Source organism: Pseudomonas sp. NPDC088885 (assembly GCF_044750025.1).
In the GTDB taxonomy this organism is placed as follows: domain Bacteria; phylum Pseudomonadota; class Gammaproteobacteria; order Pseudomonadales; family Pseudomonadaceae; genus Aquipseudomonas; species Aquipseudomonas rustica.
Map to the genome: position 1 here is coordinate 1 of NZ_JBIVJB010000001.1, position 16,521 is coordinate 16,521.

Genomic DNA, 16,521 nt, shown 5'->3' on the forward strand with positions numbered 1-16,521 from the left:
TTGATACCTGTAAACCATGTCCCCGGTCTCAAACGTAAAGGATGTACCCGGTCTTTACCCACCCTAACCCTCTCCCGGAGGGAGAGGGGACTGACCGAGGTGTTTGGGTGAGATGCACCAACTTGCAATACCGAGTTGAACTCCGACTTTGAAAAGCCCAAAAATCGGCTCCCTTTCCACTCTCCCTGAGGGAGAGGGCTGGGGTGAGGGGGAAAATCTCGACACCACCCAATAAAAAACGGCCCAAAAAAGGGCCGTTCTTCATCACACCAAAACCTTAAGCCCGCAACGTCCGCGTCATGCGCAACGCCAGCAAACTCCCGCCGACAATCACACCCGCCAGCAGATACAGCGCCGCATCGGTCGAACCGGTGCTGTCCTTGACCCAACCCACCAAGTACGGGCTGAGGAACCCAGCCATTTGCCCCATCGAGTTGATCAACGCCAGACCACCGGCAGCAGCACCGGCACTCAGCATCGCTGTCGGCACCGGCCAGAACATCGGCAAACCGGTCAGCGCGCCCATGGTCGCAATGGTCAGGCCAAGAATCGCAATCGCCGGGTTAGCCGCGAAATTCACCGCAATCACCAGACCGATCGCGCCCATCAGCATTGGCACCACCAAGTGCCAGCGACGTTCTTTGCGCAAGTCCGCCGAGCGACCGACCACCAGCATGAACACCGCTGCTAGCAGATACGGGATCGCGCTCAACCAGCCGATCACCAGGTTATCGCTGAAGCCAAGGTTTTTGATGATCGACGGCAGCCAGAAGTTGATCGCGTACACGCCGCTCTGGATGCAGAAGTAGATCAGGCCGAACGCCCAGATCGCCGGATTCTTGAACACTGCGAGCAACGAGTCGGACGTGGTCTTCGGCTTGTTCGCCAGATCTTCAGCCTGATCCGCCTCAAGCACTGCGCGCTCATGCGGGGTCAGCCACTTGGCGTTGGCGAAGCTGTCGCTCAACAGGAAGTACGCCAGCAAGCCGAGCACCACGGTTGGAATGCCTTGCAGCAGGAACATCCACTGCCAGCCGGCCAGACCACCTTGGCCGGCGGCGAAATGGTTGAGAATCCAGCCGGAGAACGGGCTGCCGAGCAAACCGGAAACCGGGATCGCCGACATGAACAGCGCCATGATCCGGCCGCGACGGAACGTCGGGAACCACTGCGAGAGATACAGCACGACGCCCGGGAAGAACCCGGCTTCGGCCGCACCGGTAAACAGGCGCAGGGTGTAGAACTCGGTAGGTGTGGTGACGAACAACAGGCAGGTCGACAGCGTGCCCCAGGTGATCATCATCACCGCAATCCAGCGCCGCGGACCGAACTTGGTCAGCGCCAGGTTGCTCGGCACGCCGCACAGCACGTAACCGATGAAGAAAATACCGGCACCGAGGCCGTATACGGTTTCACTGAATTTCAGCGCGTCGAGCATCTGCAGTTTGGCAAATCCAACGTTGACCCGGTCGAGGTAGTTGAACAAGTAGCAGATGAAGATGAAGGGGATTAAACGCAGGGTGATGCGTTTATAAACGGCATTTTTATCGTCGTCTTTGGTCTGGGTAGCTGCGGCGCTGTGCGACATAGCGGCTCTCTCTTTATTATGATTTTTTGCGATGCACAGGTTAACGTTGATCGCCCCGAGAGTCTCGGTCACCTGTGGCCGGATTGTCTTTGTGCCTGAGCACAGGGTTTGCCGTCAGACCCTGTGCGGCTGAACAACTGCCAGTGCCAGAAAATAAGGATTGCCGCCGTTATGTTCGAACTCGATCACGACCTTGCCCAGGACATCGTCGACCGGGCCATGGCCATTTTGCCCTACAACGTCAATGTCATGGACAGCCAGGGTCTGATTCTGGGCAGTGGCGAACCGGAGCGCATCAACACTCGTCACGAGGGCGCGCAACTGGTGTTGGCCAATGGTCGCGTGGTCGAAATCGATGCGCAGACGGCGGTGCATCTCAAGGGCGTGCAGCCGGGGATCAACCTGCCGCTGCTGCTCGATCAGCGTTTGATCGGCGTGCTCGGCATCACCGGCGAGCCGGAATTGCTGCGCACTTACGCCGAGTTGGTGCGCATGACCGCGGAAATGCTCGTCGGCCAGCGCAATCAGCAGGCCGAGCAGCAATGGCGGCGTCAGCGTTGTGATGATCTGCTGGCGTTGCTGTTGAGTGAGGCGGGGGATTCGCCGCGTCTGGTGGATGAGGCGCAGCAACTGGGGCTCAAACCGCAATTGACGCGGATACCGTATCTGTTCGAATTGGGTTTGGAGCACGGGCCGGGGCAAACAGTCGAGGCGCTGAGCGCGTGGCTGACCTCGCGCTATCCTGACAGTTGGTGCGTGAGTTCGGCGAAGACCTCGTTGCTGTGGTGTCGGCCGGCGAGCCAGAACGTCGAGCATGATCGCTTGCTGGAAAAACTCGATGGCCTCGGCTGGAAGGTGTTGCGCATTGCGGTCGGTGGGCAGGCGGACGGCCTTGGCGGGTTGCGGCGTTGTTATCGTCGCGTGGGAGATTTGCTGGCTTATGGTCGCGAGGTGTTGCCGCACTCGCGTTTGCTGACGCTCAATCGTTATCGATTGCCGGTGATGTTGTGGCGACACCGCAACGATGATGCGCTGGATGAGTTGCTCAAACCGCTGCGCAAGGTCATCGCCAAGGACGCAAACGGCCAGTTATTGGCGACGTTGCGCAGCTGGTGCGAGCACGACGGGCAGAGTCAGGCCTGTGCGGATGCGCTGGGGATTCATCGCAATAGTCTGCGATATCGAATGGAGCGGATTGCCGAGCTCAGTGGGGTTGATCCGCTGCGGCTGGATGGGATGTTGGCGCTTTATCTTGGGGTGCAGCTGCTTCCCCAAACTGACTCAAACCCTCTGTAGGAGCTGCCGAAGGCTGCGATCTTTTAAAAGCAAAATCAAAAGATCGCAGCCTTCGGCAGCTCCTACACGGGCGTATGCAACCTGCTTTTGTGAAAATGAACAATAAACGCCCGCGCCACTTGTGCAGCGGACAGGCGTCAATGCGCATGCCGACTGGCAGCATGAGGGGCATTGGAACTGGAGAATTCGCATGAAAATCGTCATCGCCCCCGACTCGTTCAAGGACAGCCTGAGTGCCCAAGGCGTCGCCGAGGCCATTGCCCTTGGCCTGGCGCAAGTCTGGCCGCAAGCCACTTTGGTCAAATGCCCGATGGCCGACGGTGGCGAAGGCACGGTCGAGTCGATTCTCGCTGCTTGCGAAGGCGAACTGCGCCGCACCCGCGTGCGTGGCCCGCTGGGCGCGCCGGTTGAGGCGGCGTGGGGCTGGTTGCCGCATAACCACACCGCGATTATCGAAATGGCCGAGGCCAGTGGTTTGCAATTGGTGCCGCCGGGGCAGCGCGATGCGTGCATCAGCAGCACGTTTGGCACCGGTGAATTGATTCGTGCCGCGCTGGATGCCGGCGCGCAACGGGTGATTCTGGCGATTGGCGGCAGTGCGACCAATGACGCGGGTGCCGGTGCGATGCAGGCGTTAGGCGTGAAATTGCTCAATGCGCAAGGACAGGCGTTGGTGCCGGGCGGTTTGGCACTGGCGCAACTGGAGCGACTGGATCTGAGTGACCTTGATCCGCGTCTGGCCGCTGTGCGTTTCGACATTGCCGCCGACGTGAACAATCCGCTGTGCGGCCCGCACGGTGCCTCGGCGATTTTCGGCCCGCAGAAAGGTGCTTCGCCGGCGCAGGTTCAGCAACTGGATCAGGCCCTCGGCCATTTCGCCGTATTGTGCGCGCAGGCATTGGGCAAAGACGTTCGTGATGAACCGGGCAGCGGCGCAGCGGGTGGACTGGGTTTCGCCGCCAAGGCATTTCTTGGTGCGCAGTTTCAGGCAGGCGTGGAGGTGGTGGCCGAACTGGTTGGTCTCGCCGAAGCAGTGAAAGGTGCGGATCTGGTGATCACCGGGGAAGGGCGTTTCGATGCGCAGACCTTGCGCGGCAAAACCCCGTTTGGCGTGGCGCGGATTGCCAAGCAGCACAGCGTACCGGTGATCGTGATCGCTGGCACCTTGGGCGAGGGCTATCAGGAACTCTACGGTCACGGCATCGATGCCGCATTTGCCGTGACCAGCGGCCCGATGACGCTGGAGCAAGCGTGCGCCGAAGCGCCGCGTTTGCTGCGTGAACGCGCGACCGATATCGCGCGCGTCTGGCAGATGGCTCACCGTAATTTCTAAACCGCAAAGAGAACCCCTGTGGCGAGGGGATTTATCCCCGTTCGGCTGCGCAGCAGTCGCAATACCTGTACGCGCGGTTTACCTGACAGATTGCTGGGGGCCGCATCGCAGCCCAACGGGGATAAATCCCCTCGCCACAGGGGTTGCGTTGGTGTTTCATTGCTGTAACACCCTGAAAAATATTTGCGCTTTACCCGCAACCTTCCTCAAGCCTGGCCGATATAGCTATCAGGCGAGCACAAGAATTCTAAAACAGTGACGCCGGACTGAAGCCCACCCCACGGGCCAGTGATCAGAGCATGGACGCTCGTCGCTTCTATCATCCGAGAGTCCAACTATGTCCTTGCGCAACTTGAACATCGCCCCGCGTGCTTTCCTCGGTTTTGCTTTTATCGCTTTGTTGGTGATCGTGCTCGGCGTGTTCGCCGTCAATCGCATGTCGATCATCCGTCAGGCCTCGGTCGACATGGACTCGACGCAGCTACCCAGCGTGACTCAACTCAGTGTGGTGACCGAAAACGTCCTGCGCCTGCGCATTCTGTCGTTCCGCGTATTGGTCAATCGCGAACCCAGCGGTTTGCAGGAAGCGCAAACGCGCATCGCGACACTGGTGGACAAGGTTCGTACCGCGCAGGCGAATTACGCCGCGTTGCCTGCCGGCGCCGAAGAACGTGCGTTGTATCAGACGTTCGCGACCACGCTCGACAACTACCTGCAAGCGCAGAACCAGATGATGGAGTTATCGCGTCAGGACAAACTCGATGAGATGCGCACCCTGATCAACACGCGAATCAAGGACGGCACCGATCAGATGGGCGAGCAGCTCAACAAATTGATCGCGATCAACGCGGCCGACGCCAAAGCTGCGGCGGTGCAGGCCGGTGAGTATTACGACAACGCCATCACGGGCATCGTCATCGTCGCCGTCGTGTCAGCCATGGCCACCATTTTGCTGGCGTTACTGTTGACCCGCAGCATCGTCACTCCGCTGAACCGTGCCGTTGCTGCCGCGCAAACCATTGCCAGTGGCGACCTCACCAAAGCCATCGAAGTCGACGGCAACGACGAATCCGCGCGGTTGCTCGAAGCCCTCGCGCTCATGCAAACCAACCTGCGCAAAACCATCGAACAGATCGCCGGATCCGCCACGCAACTGGGTGCGGCCGCCGAAGAACTCAGCGCGGTCACCGAAGAAGCCTCCCGTGGCCTGCAGCAGCAAAACAACGAAATCGAACAAGCCGCCACTGCTGTCAACGAGATGACCGCCGCCGTCGAAGAAGTCGCGCGCAACGCCGTCTCGACCTCCGAAGCCTCGAACCAGTCGACGCAAGCCGCCCGCGAAGGTCGCGATCAAGTGGTGAAAACCGTCGACGCGATTCAGACCATGACCCACGACGTGCAGAACACCGCGCACATGATCGAAGGCCTGGCCACGCAAGGACGCGACATCGGCAAAGTGCTCGACGTGATCCGCGCCATCGCCGAACAGACCAACCTGCTCGCGCTCAACGCCGCCATCGAAGCCGCCCGTGCCGGTGAGGCCGGTCGTGGTTTTGCCGTGGTGGCCGATGAAGTCCGCGCCTTGGCCCATCGCACCGCGCAGTCGACCCAGGAAATTGAAAAAATGGTCGCTGGCATCCAGAACGGCACCGGTGAAGCGGTCTCGTCGATGCAGCAAAGCAACCAGCGTACCCAATCCACCCTGGAAATGGCCCGCGCCGCCGGTGTAGCACTCGAGCAAATCACCCAGTCGATCCACCAGATCAACGAGCGCAATCTGGTCATCGCCAGCGCCTCGGAAGAACAGGCGCAAGTCTCGCGCGAAGTCGATCGCAACCTGGTCAACATCCGCGACCTCGCCACGCAATCGGCAGCCGGGGCCAACCAGACCAGCGCTGCGACGCATGAGCTGTCGCGTCTGGCGGTGGATTTGAATGCGATGGTGGCGCGTTTTGTGATTTAACAACGAAGTCTGTGAAAAAGGCTGAAGTCCGTTTGTGGCTTCAACCTATTTCGCCATTACGCAGTGATTTCAAGACAGGGCAACGACAATAAATTTGCTCTTTGAATTCGGCCCCTGATTATATGCGAGGTCATCCAGACTGTAATAAGTAAGGTGATTGCCGCTGCCTTTTTTACGGATCATTTCTCCAGAGAGGTGGACGGAAGTTGGTATGGTCGAATCGCTGACAGTTACTCGCGAAACTGGACCATCAATGAAGCTGCCAAAATAAAAAAGCACTGCATCACCTTTCCTTTGGTCGGAGTACACCGGAATTTGGACAAGCACTTCGTCGTTGTTTGATTCCAAATATTGGCGGGTAATCCCACCGTTAATGATCGCCTGTGGAAAAATCGGCGACTCTCCTGGCAGATTGCGGTTCGGAGCAGTTTTGTCAATTGTGAATTGATTGTTTGTTGAGTTTTGAGTGTTTCCCGCAATCTCGACCCTGTAGCAAACCTGGTAAACCCCTTCGAGTGCCAGATATTCAGCAGGAATCTCCCCTTTATACGGGAAATAAGTGAAATCCAGAGGCCCGTACAACGTATAGGTAGCAACGTCTATGAGGGGCTGTTGATCTCGGCCAAGACTGATGATCAGGATCATTGGCGCTGCTTTATCCGAGTCTGACCATTGCGGGATCCGTACCTCCATGGGATTCAGGTCAGTGATAGGCATCAGGTTATATTGACTGCCGGGAAAGTTGGGTGTCGCGTAGGGAATACTGGGTGCAGTCAGTTCAAGAATTGTTTCGTTGAGGCTGGTCATTCGGCAACACTCCGTTGTTGTATTTCAATCGTGAAACCTATGGCTGATAGCGACTATTTTATTAGCTACCCAAAGTCCGCGCGAGTCTACTGTCAGGTCTGACAGGTATTCAGCAGTCGATAAAACCGGCAATGTACGAGGTTGCCTGCTGGCGAGTTGGCTGATTTGAGATAGGGTGAAGGCTGGAATCCGCGCCATCAGGAGACGTACATGCGCTATTCAGCCTTGACCCAACGAATCGCCGGGGAGGGAGCCGCTGCCTGGCAGATTCACGACCGCGCGCTGGAGCTGCGCGCCGAGGGGGTCGATGTTTTGTTGTTGAGTGTGGGGGATCCGGATTTCGATACGCCGTTGCCGATCATTCACGGTGCCATCGACAGTTTGTTGGCCGGCGACACGCATTATTCCGAAGTGCGTGGTCGTACGGAGTTGCGCAAGTTGATTGCCGAGCGGCATCGTCGGCGCAGTGGTCAGGCCGTCGATGCTGACAATGTGATCGTCATGCCCGGTGCGCAATGTGCGGTGTATTCGGTGGCGCAATGTTTGCTCGATCCCGGCGACGAGGTGATTGTCGCTGAGCCGATGTACGTGACTTACGAAGGGGTTTTTGGTGCTTGCGGGGCGAAAGTCGTGCCAGTGCCGGTGCGGCCGGAGAATGGTTTTCGCGTGGATCCTGCCGATGTCGCTGCGCGCATTACACCGAAAACCCGCGCCCTGTTGCTCAACAGTCCGAACAATCCCAGCGGCGCGAGCCTGTCATTGCTGATCTGGCAGGAACTGGCGGCGCTGTGTATTCGTCATGATCTGTGGCTGATCAGCGACGAGGTTTACAGCGATCTGCTCTATGAAGGACAGCACGTCAGCCCGGCGAGTTTACCGGGCATGGCTGAGCGCACGGCGACGATCAATAGTCTGTCGAAATCCCATGCGATGACCGGGTGGCGCATCGGTTGGACGATCGGGCCTAAGTCTTTGGCCGAGCATTTGGTCAATTTGTCGTTGAGCATGTTGTTCGGGCTGCCGGACTTTGTGCAGAAAGCGGCAGAGGTAGCGCTGGCGACAGATTTGCCGGAGGTGACGCAGATGCGTGAGGAGTATCGCTTGCGCCGGGATCTGGTTTGCGATCGCTTGCGCGGATGCCCGGGTTTGCACCCGATCCGGCCGGATGGCGGGATGTTTGTGATGGTCGATGTGCGCCAGACCGGGTTGGGCGCGCAGGCGTTTGCTTCGCAGTTGCTCGAGGGTTATGGGGTTTCGGTGTTGGCCGGTGAAGCGTTCGGGCCGAGTGCGGCGGGGCATATTCGCATTGGGTTGGTGGTCGATCGGGTGAAACTGGCGGATGCCTGTGCGCGGATTGCGTTGTGTGCGGCGCAGCTTTTACAGGTGCGCAGTGCCTGATGGATGTGTGTGGTTTTTTCCGGCCTATTCGCGAGCAAGCTTTGCTCCTACAGGTGCAATGCTGATCTGCTTTTGTAGGAGCAGAGCTTGCTCGCGAAGGCGGCCTTGAAAACGCTACAAAACCTCAGCCCTGCCAGGCTGTTGGATTCACCCGCTGTTGCAGGTGCGCAGTGCCTGATGGATGTGTGTTGTTTTTTCCGGCCTATTCGCGAGCAAGCTTTGCTCCTACAGGTGCAATGCTGATCTGCTTTTGTAGGAGCAGAGCTTGCTCGCGAAGGCGGCTTTGAAAGCGCTACAAAACCTCAGCCCTGCCAGGCAGTTGGATTCACCAGATTCGCCGGTTTCTGCCCAGCCAATGCCGCGAGCAGATTCTCCACCGCACACCGCGCCATCGCTTCGCGCGTCTCATGCGTGGCTGAACCCATGTGCGGCGTTGCCACCACATTACTGAGCTGCAACAACGGCGAATCATGATTGAGCGGCTCACGCTCAAACACATCCAGCCCCGCCGCACGAATGCGGTTGTTGCGCAGCGCATCAATCATCGCCGTCTCATCAACCACCTTGCCCCGCGAGATGTTGATGAAAATGCTCTCTGGCCGCATCAACGCAAACTGCTCAGCACCGATCAAACCTTCGGTCTGCGCCGTCAGCGGCAAGGTCAGGCAAATGAAATCGGCTTGCTGCAACAAGTCTTCAAGGCTTCGATACTGCGCAGCAAATCGCGCCTCAACTGCCGGTTTACGTGAATTGCTGTGATAGATCACCGGCATGCCAAAACCGAAATGCCCGCGCTGCGCCAACGCTTCACCGATGCGGCCCATGCCGATAATCCCCAGCGTCTTGCCATGCACATCGGTGCCGAAATGCGCCGGGCCGATGTTGCGGCTCCATTGACCACCGCGCACCATGTTCGCCAGTTCCACCACGCGGCGGGCAGCGGCGAGGATCAGGGCGAAACCGGTGTCGGCGGTGGTTTCGGTGAGGACATCCGGGGTGTTGGTCAGCAGGATCTTTCGTTGGCTCAGGTAATCGATGTCGTAGTTGTCGACGCCCACCGAAACACTGGCGATGGCCTCCAGTTGCGGCGCCAGATCAAGCAGCGCCGCATCCAGTTTCAGACTGGCGCCGAGCAAACCCTGGGCGCGGGGCAGGGCATCGCGCAGTTGCATGAGGCCGTCGGCATCAAGGCTGTTGATCAGCGTCACTTCGCACTGTTCTTGCAGGCGCGCCATCAGCGCGGGCGACAGTTTTTTGTACAAGACGACGTGTTTTTTCATGGCAGAAATCTCTTCAGGAATGAGCCGGCACGGCGCGCGTGGCCACGGCTTTGGCGACGACGCGATCACTGGCGCCGGGCTTGAGGAAAATGGTCAGCACCACCGACAGCAGCAACGCGCCGCTCATCAATAGGTAGGAAGCGCCGGGCGAACCGGTGGAGCTGTTCAGGTAACCGACCAGGTACGAGCCGCCGAAAGAGCCGAGCGCACCCATGCTGTTGATCAACGCCATCGCGCCGCCCGCAACGTTGGCCGGCAGAATCTCTGGAACGATTGCGAAGAAAGGCCCGTAAGGCGCGTACATGCAGGCGCCGGCGATCACCAGCAATGTGTACGACCACCAGAAATGTTCCGCGCCCAAGGCGTAGGAACCGTAGAACGCAATGGAGGCAATCAGCAGCGGCGGCCAGACGAAACGTTTGCGCTTTTGCAGTTTGTCCGAGCCCCACGACACCACCAGCATGCCGATCACCGCGGCCAGATATGGCAGCGCCGACAGCCAGCCGGCCTCGATCATGTCCATTTCTGCGCCAGCCTTGAGGATCGACGGCAGCCACAACACAAAACCGTAGACGCCAATGCTCCAGCAGAAAAACTGCAGCGCGAGAATGATGACTTTTGGCGAACGGAACGCTTCGGCGTAGTTTTTCACCGCTTTGATGCCGACCTGTTCGGCGGCGAGGGCGCTTTCCAGATCGTGCTTTTCCTGGTCGCTGAGCCACTTGGCCTGGGACGGACGATCATCGGCCAGACGCCACCAGATAAATGCCCAAAGCACCGCCGGCAGACCTTCGATGATGAACATCCAGCGCCAGCTGAAATGCTGCACCAGATAGCCCGACACCACCGACATCCACAGCATGGTCACCGGGTTGCCGAGGATCAGGAAGGTGTTGGCGCGCGAGCGTTCGGCGCGGGTGAACCAGTGGCACAGGTAGACCAGCATCGCCGGCATGACAGCGGCTTCGACCACGCCGAGCATGAAGCGGATGACGATCAGCCAGTAAGCGTTGGAGACCACACCGGTCAACGTGGCGAGGCCGCCCCAGAGGATCAGGCTGACGAAAATCAGCTTCTTCACGCTGTGTTTTTGCGCGTAGATCGCGCCCGGCACCTGGAAGAAAAAGTAGCCGAGGAAGAACAGTGCGCCGAGCAGGGAGGACAGGCCCGGGGTGATCATCAGGTCAGCGGCCATGCCCGAGGCAGCGGCAAAACCGTAGTTGGCGCGATCGAGGTACGCCAGGCTATAGGTGATGAACACGATGGGCATGATGTACCACCAGCGGCGGGCGGCGAGGGTTGCGGTTTTCATGGCGTTGCTCCTGAGCTTGTTGTTTTTGTCGCAGCAGGTTCAAATTTATGTAGCGCTTATGCGGGCCTCTTCGCGAGCAGGCTCGCTCCCACAGGGGTTATGTGTTTGCCACAGTATTTGTGAGTAGCGCCGATCCCATGTGGGAGCGAGCCTGCTCGCGAATGGCGGTTTCAAATTCGACAGATAACTCCAGGCGTGTCGGCAAACCCTCCATATCCCCGCGACTCTGCACCGCTCGACTGCCAATCCAGTTCGCACGCTGCACTGCCTCGGCAAAACTCTGATGCTCGAGCAAAGCGCTGATCATCCCGACCGCAAAACCGTCACCGGCGCCGACCGTATCGACCACCTGAGCCACCGGCACACCGTCGACAAAACCCTGAGTCTGCTGCGTGCGGTAATAGGCACCCTGCGGGCCGAGTTTGATCGCTACAGCTTCTGCACCCTGATCGAGATAGAACGCGGCAATGTCCGCCGGATCATCAAACCCGGTGAGCAAACGGCCTTCGCTCAACCCCGGCAGCACCCAGTGGGCAAGGGTGGCGAGACGGTTGATCTCGCTGATCATCTCGCGCTCGCTGGCCCACAGGCTTGGGCGCAGGTTGGGATCGAACGACACGCTGCGCCCCGCATTGCGCATGCGCGTCATCAGTTCGAAGGACATTTCCCGTGCCGTGGCGGACAGCGCTGGCGGAATGCCGGTGGCGTGCAGATGGCGGGCACTGAGCAGCGTTTCGTTGATCGAACGCGGCGATAAGTGACTGGCCGCCGAACCGCGACGGAAGTACTCGACCTGCGGATCGCTGCCATCGTCACTGCGCGACTTGAACTGAAACCCGGTCGGGTGGTGCGGATCGACCGCGACATGGCTGCAATCCAGCCCTTCATTGGCCAGCGTCTGCACCACGAAGCGACCGAGCGAATCATCGCCGACACGGCTCAGCCACGCGACGTTGAAACCCAGCCGCGACAGGCCGATGGCGACGTTACTGTCGGCGCCGGCAATGCGCTTGTGAAACTGTTCGACGGTGGCCAGATCACCGCTCTGCTCAGCGACCAGCATCGCCATGGTTTCGCCGAACGAGAGAATATCGATCTCAGACATGAGCAGGCTCCAGACGGGATTGGCCGAGGCGGGCGAGGGCGGCGACGTGTTCAGTGGTCAGTTGCACCAGGTCTTCGCCTTGCAGCGGGTATTCAGCGGCGCGCATAACGCCTTGGGCCATGTGCCGCAGCAGTTGTTCCCACACGTTCAGGTCGGTGGCAGCGGGCGGCACGGCGACCAGTTTGCCGTCGGCGCGGCGGGCCACGGCTTTGCAATGCACGTAACCGACGTGGCGCCCGAGCAGACGCGCGGCGCTGGCGGCGGACTGGTCTTGCCACTGCCAGTTGCCGATGTCGAAGGTCATCTTGATCGGTAGGTTGTGCTGTTCGACGGCGGTGAAAAAACGTTGAAACGGCTCGATGCGACCGCCGTGCAGGGTTTGATCGTTTTCGACCAGCAGTTGCACCGGACTCTGTTGCAGGCGCTGGGCCAAGGCTTGCAGGTCGTTGGTGTCGGTGAAGTAACCGAGGGAGACCTTCAGCCATTTCGAACCGAACGCTTCGGCGTGTTGCAGCGCGTTGATCAGCTCCGGGTTGGGCTGCGCGTGGCCGGCGAGCCACAGTTCGGTCGGCGAGGAATAGATGCTTTGCAGACCTTGCGCCTGAGTGGCTTCGGCGAGTTGCGCGGGGTCTTCGCGGGTGAGCAATTCCTCGCGCCATTCGATGCGATCGGCACCAGCGGCGGCCAGAACGTCGATGAAAAAGTCTTGTCCGCGCTGGCGCACGAGCTCGGCACCGTAGCTGGACAGGCTGATGGAAACGGCGGAGTTATTCATTGTTATTGCCTCTGAAACCGGTTTCATTTTTGTTCAAAAAAAATATCAGGTGGTTTTTGTGCTGAGCCTTTAGGGCCTCTTCGCGAGCAAGCCCGCTCCCACATTTGAAATGCGATCCCCTGTGGGAGCGGGCTTGCTCGCGAAGGGGCCATCACATTCACCGCAAATCCCCTCGGGTCGACCCACGCTCAACCAGCACCGGCGCAAAATCCAGCACCCGCGCCGCCGCATCATCCCCACGCAAGCGCTTGAGCAAACAGTCAAACGCCCGCGCGCCAATCTCTTCAGTGGGCTGGGCCAGCGCAGTAATCCCGCTGCCCACCAACGGATACCAATCCAGATCATCCAGCGCGATCAGCCCGACATCCTCAAACAAGCGGCAGCCGATTTCCTTCAACGCGCGGGTGCTGGCCAACGCCGCCACGCCATTGGCGCAGAACAGCGCTTTAGGGCCGGCAGATGAAGTTTTCAAAAAGGTTTGCAGTTCGGCGGCAAGGTCGTCGGAGGTCTCCAGCACTGCGCCATTCAGCTTCGAGCGCTGGGCGATCTGTTGCTGAAAACTGCTGACTCGCTCGATCCGCGAACTGGTGCCGTCGTACGGCTCAGTCACCAGCAGCACCTCTTGATAGCCGCGTTGCTCAAGGTGGGTGAGGGCCATTTCCACGGCGTGCGGGTTGTTCAGGCCGACCATATCGCTGTCGAGCCCGTCGACTTTGCGATCCACCAGCACCATCGGCATTTCACGGTGCAGTTCGTGCAATTCGTCGCGATGATGACCCAGGGTGTTCACGATCAAACCTTCGATGTTGTAAGAGCGCAGCAGCGCCAGGTGCTGGCGTTCCTGCTCGTCATCGCGGTCGGTGTTGCACACCACCAGGCTGTAGCCGTGCGCACGGCAGGCGGTTTCCACCCCGTGCATCACGGCAATTGAATAAGGGTTGCGGATATCGGCGACGAGCATGCCGATCAGGCGTGTGCGTCCACGTTTCAGGCCGCGTGCCATTTGATTCGGGCGATAGCCGAGTTCGTCGATTGCCTGTTCGATGCGCAGGGCAATGGCATCTGAGAGCAGGGCCCGATCTTCGCCAATGAAGCGCGAGACACTGGCCTTGGAAACACCAGCGCGCTCGGCAACGTCAAGCATGGTCACGCGGCTGCGCTGGGCGGCGGAAAAGTCGTTCACGGTCTGAAACCTTGTTATTGGATTTATAGGTTCAGTCGCTGTGAGAGGCGCTGAAACCGGTTTCAGGAAACACCAGAATCAAATCGTCCGTCAAGTAAATGATCGCCGCGCGGTGTATGAGCACCGACGAGCGGCGCTTAAATCAACACGCTCAGCCATGCCGAACAGAGCAGCAGAACCGCCATCAAACGGTTGAACCGTTGCAACGCGCGCGGTGAGCGCAACCAACGTGCACTGCCTGCTCCAAGTAATGCCCAGACGCTCATACAAGGTAACGAGACCAGGAAAAACACCAGCGACAGGGTCAGCACATGCGTCAGTCGAGCCTCACCATCACCGGCAAATACACCGACCACTGCCAGCGCCATCATCCAGGTTTTCGGGTTGATCAGTTGCAGACTGGCGGCACTCGCCGCGCCCAATCGCGCACCTGTTTGTTGCGCATTCAATTCGACGGCGGGCGCACGAAATATCTGCCAGGCCAAGTAACTCAGCCAGGCCACGCCAATCCATTGCATGGCTTTTTGTACGCCGGGTAATTCAGTCAACGCCGAACCGGCGCCACTGCCGACCACCAACACCAGCAACGCCGCCGCTGCACAGGCGCCGAAAATGATTGGCAATGCGGCAACGAGACCGTAACGGGCGCTGTTGCTCAGCACCAGAATATTGGTCGGGCCTGGGGTGATCGAGGCGACAAACGCGAACAGCAAAAAGGGCAGTAACGTCGGGAAAGTAGAGAGCATCGCAGGCAAACTCCGTTGAAGATCGATAAGCCGATCTTCAGTGCTTGCCCGCTGCCATGTCTGGAAGATTTGAGCAGCGATTGCGATACATCGCCGGGGTCAGGCCGTAAGCGCGAACGAACCAGCGACCGAGATGGCTTTGATCAGAAAAACCCAGTTCCACCGCCACCGCAGCCGGTTGTTCGCCGCTGGCTAGCAGGCGCCGTGCCTTGGCCAGACGCAGTTGCACCAGATAGGCGTGGGGCGCCAGTCCATACGCAGCCTTGAAGGCGCGGGTCAGGCGAAAGCGGTCAACACCGGTAGCGGCCGCCACTTGCTCCAGGCCAATGTCCTGATGCGCATGGGCGTGCAGATAGTCGCGAGCCTTTTGCGCCACCAGCGGCAAGCGCGGGTCAGCGCCGTAACGCGTGCGCCAGTGCAAATGGCGGGTGAGTTGGCCAAGCAGATTGTCCAGCGCAGTCTGGCGGACAATTTTCAGTTCGCCACCGTGCAGCGTCTGGAAGGCCATTTGCGTGGCCTGCATCAGTTGCGGATCGGTGATCAAGGTATTGGCGAAACTCAACTGGCTGTTAAGCGGCGCATCCTGGAACAGGGCACTGAGTTCACGCGCCATCCACGCCGGATCAAGGTAAAGCATGCGATAGGTGAAGCCGCCCTCGGTAGGCGCATCGCCGTCATGGATATCGCCCGGCTCTAGCAGAAACACTTTGCCCGGCGTGCTCTGGTGCTTCGTGCGCCGACAGTTGAATTGCTGCACGCCTTGTTCGGTGATGCCGACCAGATAGCTGTCATGCCAATGCGGATCGTAGGCATGGCCCTTGAAATGCGCGCGCAGAGTCTCGATGCCTGTGTCGGCATCCTGGGCCAGATCGATCCAGTTTTGAGAGTCCATGCCGCACCTGTCGGGCAAAGTTTCGGGCAATTTAGCGTTGCTGTTGGCGAGTCGCCTAGAAGATTTGTGCAGCGCTCAACCAAACAGACCGGCAGCAATGTTGATCGAGAAACCCAGAATCGCTGTGTTGAACACGAAACCGAGTAACGATTGCAACAGCACGATCTTGCGCAACTGCCGGGTGGCCACGCCGACATCAGAGGTTTGCACAGCCACGCCGATGGTGAATGAGAAGTACAGAAAGTCCCAATAGTTGGGCGTGGTCAGCCCCTCGGCAAAGCGTAATGCCGGCTCCTTGTCTTTGCAGGTGTAATACAGGCGCGCGTAATGCACACAGAAAATCACCCCGATCAGCAGCCACGAACCGATCACCGTCAGCGCGGTGAAGGCGTAGTGAATTAACTTGCGGTTGGTTTCCAGATCCTTGCTGCCCGCCAGTTCGAAGGTGATGGTGGCAAGGCTGGCCATGGCGGCGATACACACGACGAACAACACCAGCGCGGCGTTCTCGTCTTCGACTTCGGCGATGCGCTGGACGTCAGGCGCTTTCGCACGGATTGTCAGCCAGAGCATCAGAACCAGATACGTCCAGACGCCGGCGTTCCAGCCGATAAGGATTTTACTGACGATGGAATCGGCGGGGGCCAGAAGTCCGGTAGCGAGACCGACCAGTGCGGCGGCGGACAGGCGAGGGTGGGTGCGGGCAAGAAAGCGCATGAGGACTCACGTTAGCGAACTGTCCCAGCACCATAGCGCACGCCAGAGGGCTTTTGTAGGAGCTGCCGCAGGATGCGATCTTTTGATCTTTAAAACCAAAGTCAAAAGATCGCAGCCTGCGGCAGC

Annotated in this window: 14 protein-coding genes; 4 read left to right on the forward strand and 10 right to left on the reverse strand. The window is 59.2% G+C overall.

The annotated features are described in order from the left end of the window. Nucleotides 1-277: 277 nt before the first annotated feature. Complete coding sequence (locus ACIP1X_RS00005) at nt 278-1,588, reverse strand: MFS transporter (RefSeq protein ID WP_400748035.1); 1,311 nt, start codon at nt 1,586-1,588, stop codon at nt 278-280. 171 nt (nt 1,589-1,759) lie between these two features. On the opposite strand from ACIP1X_RS00005, the gene ACIP1X_RS00010 reads away from it, so the two are divergent. The 3 genes from ACIP1X_RS00010 to ACIP1X_RS00020 all read left to right on the forward strand — a co-directional run bounded on the left by ACIP1X_RS00010 (nt 1,760) and on the right by ACIP1X_RS00020 (nt 6,180). Continuing rightward, nucleotides 1,760-2,884 carry a sugar diacid recognition domain-containing protein gene (locus ACIP1X_RS00010; RefSeq protein WP_159812346.1) on the forward strand — a complete coding sequence of 375 codons (1,125 nt, stop codon included), beginning with the start codon at nt 1,760-1,762 and terminating at the stop codon, nt 2,882-2,884. 190 nt (nt 2,885-3,074) lie between these two features. Continuing rightward, nucleotides 3,075-4,217, forward strand: a complete 1,143-nt coding sequence (locus ACIP1X_RS00015; RefSeq protein WP_400748037.1) for a glycerate kinase — start codon at nt 3,075-3,077, stop codon at nt 4,215-4,217. A 337-nt stretch (nt 4,218-4,554) separates the two neighbouring features. Continuing rightward, entirely contained in the window at nt 4,555-6,180 is a 1,626-nt protein-coding gene (locus ACIP1X_RS00020; protein WP_400748040.1) for a methyl-accepting chemotaxis protein, read from the forward strand. A gap of 69 nt (nt 6,181-6,249) precedes the next feature. On the opposite strand, the gene ACIP1X_RS00025 is transcribed toward ACIP1X_RS00020, so the two are convergent. Beyond that, nucleotides 6,250-6,987 carry a hypothetical protein gene (locus tag ACIP1X_RS00025; RefSeq protein ID WP_400748043.1) on the reverse strand — a complete coding sequence of 246 codons (738 nt, stop codon included), beginning with the start codon at nt 6,985-6,987 and terminating at the stop codon, nt 6,250-6,252. 210 nt (nt 6,988-7,197) lie between these two features. Here ACIP1X_RS00025 and ACIP1X_RS00030 point away from each other — a divergent pair, with 210 nt between their 5' ends. Beyond that, the gene (locus tag ACIP1X_RS00030; RefSeq protein WP_400748046.1) at nt 7,198-8,385 is read left to right on the forward strand and encodes a pyridoxal phosphate-dependent aminotransferase; all 1,188 of its coding nucleotides are present in this window, start codon (nt 7,198-7,200) and stop codon (nt 8,383-8,385) included. 302 nt (nt 8,386-8,687) lie between these two features. On the opposite strand, the gene ACIP1X_RS00035 is transcribed toward ACIP1X_RS00030, so the two are convergent. The 8 genes from ACIP1X_RS00035 to ACIP1X_RS00070 form a co-directional block, all read right to left on the reverse strand. Then, nucleotides 8,688-9,665: a 2-hydroxyacid dehydrogenase gene (locus ACIP1X_RS00035; protein ID WP_400748049.1), complete on the reverse strand. Its 978-nt coding sequence runs from the start codon at nt 9,663-9,665 to the stop codon at nt 8,688-8,690. A 13-nt stretch (nt 9,666-9,678) separates the two neighbouring features. Beyond that, nucleotides 9,679-10,977 carry an MFS transporter gene (locus tag ACIP1X_RS00040; RefSeq protein ID WP_400748051.1) on the reverse strand — a complete coding sequence of 433 codons (1,299 nt, stop codon included), beginning with the start codon at nt 10,975-10,977 and terminating at the stop codon, nt 9,679-9,681. A 97-nt stretch (nt 10,978-11,074) separates the two neighbouring features. Further along, nucleotides 11,075-12,082 (reverse strand): sugar kinase, encoded by a 1,008-nt coding sequence (locus ACIP1X_RS00045; protein ID WP_400748054.1) that lies wholly within the window; start codon nt 12,080-12,082, stop codon nt 11,075-11,077. Beyond that, a complete protein-coding gene (locus ACIP1X_RS00050; protein WP_400748057.1) occupies nt 12,075-12,857 on the reverse strand; it encodes a sugar phosphate isomerase/epimerase family protein in 783 nt (260 codons plus the stop codon). The genes ACIP1X_RS00045 and ACIP1X_RS00050 overlap by 8 nt, the downstream gene beginning before the upstream one ends. 157 nt (nt 12,858-13,014) lie before the next feature. Next, entirely contained in the window at nt 13,015-14,040 is a 1,026-nt protein-coding gene (locus tag ACIP1X_RS00055; protein WP_400748059.1) for a LacI family DNA-binding transcriptional regulator, read from the reverse strand. Between the two features lie 137 nt (nt 14,041-14,177). Then, entirely contained in the window at nt 14,178-14,786 is a 609-nt protein-coding gene (locus ACIP1X_RS00060; RefSeq protein WP_400748062.1) for a LysE family translocator, read from the reverse strand. Between the two features lie 37 nt (nt 14,787-14,823). Then, nucleotides 14,824-15,678, reverse strand: coding sequence for an AraC family ligand binding domain-containing protein (locus ACIP1X_RS00065; RefSeq protein WP_400748065.1), 855 nt, complete (start codon nt 15,676-15,678; stop codon nt 14,824-14,826). A 75-nt stretch (nt 15,679-15,753) separates the two neighbouring features. Continuing rightward, nucleotides 15,754-16,395 carry a DUF1345 domain-containing protein gene (locus ACIP1X_RS00070; protein WP_053120314.1) on the reverse strand — a complete coding sequence of 214 codons (642 nt, stop codon included), beginning with the start codon at nt 16,393-16,395 and terminating at the stop codon, nt 15,754-15,756. Nucleotides 16,396-16,521 lie beyond the last annotated feature (126 nt).

Bases quoted from the DNA above. Each gene is read 5' to 3' on its own strand.
- ACIP1X_RS00005 (WP_400748035.1), bottom strand. From the start codon at position 1,588: ATGTCGCACAGCGCCGCAGCTACCCAGACCAAAGACGACGATAAAAAT.
- ACIP1X_RS00010 (WP_159812346.1), top strand. From the start codon at position 1,760: ATGTTCGAACTCGATCACGACCTTGCCCAGGACATCGTCGACCGGGCC.
- ACIP1X_RS00015 (WP_400748037.1), top strand. From the start codon at position 3,075: ATGAAAATCGTCATCGCCCCCGACTCGTTCAAGGACAGCCTGAGTGCC.
- ACIP1X_RS00020 (WP_400748040.1), top strand. From the start codon at position 4,555: ATGTCCTTGCGCAACTTGAACATCGCCCCGCGTGCTTTCCTCGGTTTT.
- ACIP1X_RS00025 (WP_400748043.1), bottom strand. From the start codon at position 6,987: ATGACCAGCCTCAACGAAACAATTCTTGAACTGACTGCACCCAGTATT.
- ACIP1X_RS00030 (WP_400748046.1), top strand. From the start codon at position 7,198: ATGCGCTATTCAGCCTTGACCCAACGAATCGCCGGGGAGGGAGCCGCT.
- ACIP1X_RS00035 (WP_400748049.1), bottom strand. From the start codon at position 9,665: ATGAAAAAACACGTCGTCTTGTACAAAAAACTGTCGCCCGCGCTGATG.
- ACIP1X_RS00040 (WP_400748051.1), bottom strand. From the start codon at position 10,977: ATGAAAACCGCAACCCTCGCCGCCCGCCGCTGGTGGTACATCATGCCC.
- ACIP1X_RS00045 (WP_400748054.1), bottom strand. From the start codon at position 12,082: ATGTCTGAGATCGATATTCTCTCGTTCGGCGAAACCATGGCGATGCTG.
- ACIP1X_RS00050 (WP_400748057.1), bottom strand. From the start codon at position 12,857: ATGAATAACTCCGCCGTTTCCATCAGCCTGTCCAGCTACGGTGCCGAG.
- ACIP1X_RS00060 (WP_400748062.1), bottom strand. From the start codon at position 14,786: ATGCTCTCTACTTTCCCGACGTTACTGCCCTTTTTGCTGTTCGCGTTT.
- ACIP1X_RS00065 (WP_400748065.1), bottom strand. From the start codon at position 15,678: ATGGACTCTCAAAACTGGATCGATCTGGCCCAGGATGCCGACACAGGC.
- ACIP1X_RS00070 (WP_053120314.1), bottom strand. From the start codon at position 16,395: ATGCGCTTTCTTGCCCGCACCCACCCTCGCCTGTCCGCCGCCGCACTG.